The 2627-nt window shown below is 70.8% G+C and carries 2 protein-coding genes and 1 pseudogene; 2 read left to right on the top strand and 1 reads right to left on the bottom strand.

The features are described 5' to 3' along the window. Positions 1-270: pseudogene (locus WA805_RS07395) on the top strand (hypothetical protein); the annotation flags it as partial. 369 nt (positions 271-639) lie between these two features. Continuing rightward, complete coding sequence (locus WA805_RS07390) at positions 640-1245, top strand: response regulator transcription factor (protein ID WP_422279123.1); 606 nt, start codon at positions 640-642, stop codon at positions 1243-1245. Here WA805_RS07390 and WA805_RS07385 read toward each other — a convergent pair. Next, a partial coding sequence (locus WA805_RS07385; RefSeq protein WP_425241959.1) for a sensor histidine kinase occupies positions 1242-2627 on the bottom strand: 1386 nt, incomplete at its 5' end. The two genes, WA805_RS07390 and WA805_RS07385, sit on opposite strands and share 4 nt — an antisense overlap.

Genomic DNA, 2627 nt, shown 5'->3' with positions numbered 1-2627 from the left:
CTGCGAGTGGAGGCGCTGAACCACGCCCTGCGGGGCATTCCGCCAGAGCGGGTCAGGCTGCACGTTTGCTGGGGCAGCGGCCACCCCGAACTGGTCGCCCAGCGCCTGCTCCGGTTCGCGAAGCTGGTCGGCGCGGAGAACCTGATCGCCGGCACCGACTGTGGCCTCGGCAACCGGGTTGGCCACCCGGAGATCGTCTGGGCGAAACTCGAGGATCTATCCGAGGGCGCCCGGATCGCCTCCCGCGCCCTGTTCAGGCACTCACGATGAGTGACGCGCGCCGACGGGTCACGCAGAGGCCGCGCAGGGCGATCAGGCCCGCTCCCCGCGGCATCGACACCTCCTGGCGGAAGTTCCTGCGCACCTAGGCGCAGGGCCTGCTGGCATGCGACTTCTTCACCGTGGACACGATCTTCCTCAGGCCGCTGTACGTGCTGTTCGTCATGGAGATAGCGACCCGGCGGGTGCGCATCCTCGGGGTCACCCAGTATCCGGACGGGGCATGGACGGCCCAGCAGGCGCAACCTGACCATAGATCTCGCCGGGCGGGTCAGCCAGATTCAGCACCGGCTGTCCGAGGGGCCGAGACGTTCTGGCTAGGCTCTGGGATAGGTGGTCGTTCGCACGGTTGGAGGGGTGATGATCCGGGTCCTTGTCGCGGAGGACATGCGGATTCTGCGGGACACGCTGGTCTCCGTGCTGAACCTGGAAGAGGACATCAAGGTGGTCGCCCAGGTGGCGGCCGGCCCTGCCATCGTGCCCGCGGCGCTGGCGGAGCGTCCCGACGTCGCGATGCTCGACATCGACCTGCCGGGGCTCGACGGCCTCACCGCCGCGGCGGAGCTGCATGAACGGATGCCCGCGTGCCGGGTGGTGATCCTGACCGTGCTTGGGCACCCCGGGCAGCTGCGCGCGGCGCTTGCCGCGCACGTGTCGGGCTTCATGGTCAAGGATGCCCCGTCGGACCAGCTGATCGACGTGCTGCGCAGGGTCGCGGCAGGGGAGCGGGTGATCGACCCGAAGCTGGCCCTGGCGACGCTGGAGATGAAGGAAAACCCGCTGTCGGAGCGCGAGGCCGATGTCCTGCGGCGGTTCGCGGCTGGCGTGGACCTGCCCGAGATCGCGGCGGAACTCTTCCTGTCCTACGGGACCGTGCGGAACTACCTGGCATCAGCGGTTACCAAGCTCGGCGGTCGCAACCGGATAGACGCGGTCCGGGTCGCCACGAAGGCTGGCTGGCTCTAACCGAGCCGCTGGCCGACCACGGGCTGGCCGACCACGGGCGGGGCGCTAGTGGGCAGCGGGAGCTCGACGGCCAGGCTGAAGGTGCCGCCTTCCCGCCTGGCGGCCAGCTGCCCGCCTGCGGCCTCGAGGCGGGCTGCGAGGTTGCCGAGGCCGCTGCCAGTACGCCCGGCCTCGGCCAGCGGCGCGCTGCCGGCCTCGTTGCTGCCGTCGTTACTGACCTGAAATCGCAGCTGCCCGGCACTGCCGGTGGTCAGCTCGAGCGTGCAGTAGCTTGCGCTGCTGTGCTTGAGGATGTTCGTGACGGCTTCCCGCAGCACGGGAACCAGGACCGAGGCCGCCTCCGGCGGCGGGTTCGCGCCGATGTGCGCGCGAACGTCGATGCCGGCGGACGCCAGGACGTCACGAGCCGCCGCGAGCTCGGCGTGAAGCGGCAGTTCCCTGGCCTCGCCGGCCACCAGGCGCACGTCGGCCCTGGCGGTGGCGCAGATCCTGGCGAGTTCGGCGATCTCGTCGCCCGCCCTGGCGTCGTCGCGGCCGATGAGCTTGCCGATCAAGTCGGCCTTCATCGCGATCGCGGACAGGCCGAGGCCGAGGAGATCATGGGTATCGCGCGCCATCCGTAGCCGTTCGCCGGCCACCGCCTTGCGGGCCAGTTCGCCGCGCAGGTTTTCCAGCCGCACGGCCAGCCACGCGAACCGGGTCAGCCCGTACACCAGCAGGCCGAGCGCTGCGCTCTCCACGGTAAGGAACAGCATCCCGCCCAGCGACTCCAGGGTTGTCAGCTCTGGCGGGGGCTTCACTGTCCACAGCACGGGAATGCTGGCGATCACTGCGGCGAACGCGACCCGGCCGGAGGCGGCGGGGAGCAGCAGCAGCGCCGACCCGGCAAGAAACCCGCACATGGTCAGCGAGTGCCAGCCGGTTACCGGGACCAGCGCGTACGTGAGGACGGCCTGCAGGGGGAGGGTGACGGACCAGCCGCGCGGCCGGGTGACGCCACGTGACGGCCACGAGTGGCGCAGCTGCAGGATGACGACCGCGACCGCGACCGCGACGGTCCAGGCGACGACCAGGGCGCTGTAGCCGCCCGGCACGCCGAGGTCGTTCACCGCGACGAAGGCCACGTACAGGACCGCGAGACCGCACAGTGTCACCACGAGGACGGCCCGCGCGAGCCGGGGAGCCAGCAGTTCCCCCGGTTCGGCGGGAGCGGCCTCCGGCCATGGCACGTCCCGGTACCGTGCCGCCACTTCCCGCACCTCGCCGAGTGCCTCGCGGGCTGTTACCGCTGTCGCCGTGATGTGTTCGCGGGCCAGCGACGGGTTGCCGGCGATCGCCTGCAGGGCGTCCTCACGTACGCGCTGGTCCCGGTAACCGGCTGG

The sequence above is a fragment of the Trebonia sp. genome (assembly GCF_049794275.1).
GTDB lineage: Bacteria > Actinomycetota > Actinomycetes > Streptosporangiales > Streptosporangiaceae > Trebonia.
Note: the sequence above shows the minus strand (reverse complement) of the source record. Positions and strands in the feature narration are given on the sequence as shown.

What these genes read in the sequence shown, in the direction of transcription:
- WA805_RS07390 (WP_422279123.1), top strand. Translation starts at nt 640, where the DNA reads ATGATCCGGGTCCTTGTCGCGGAGGACATGCGGATTCTGCGGGACACG.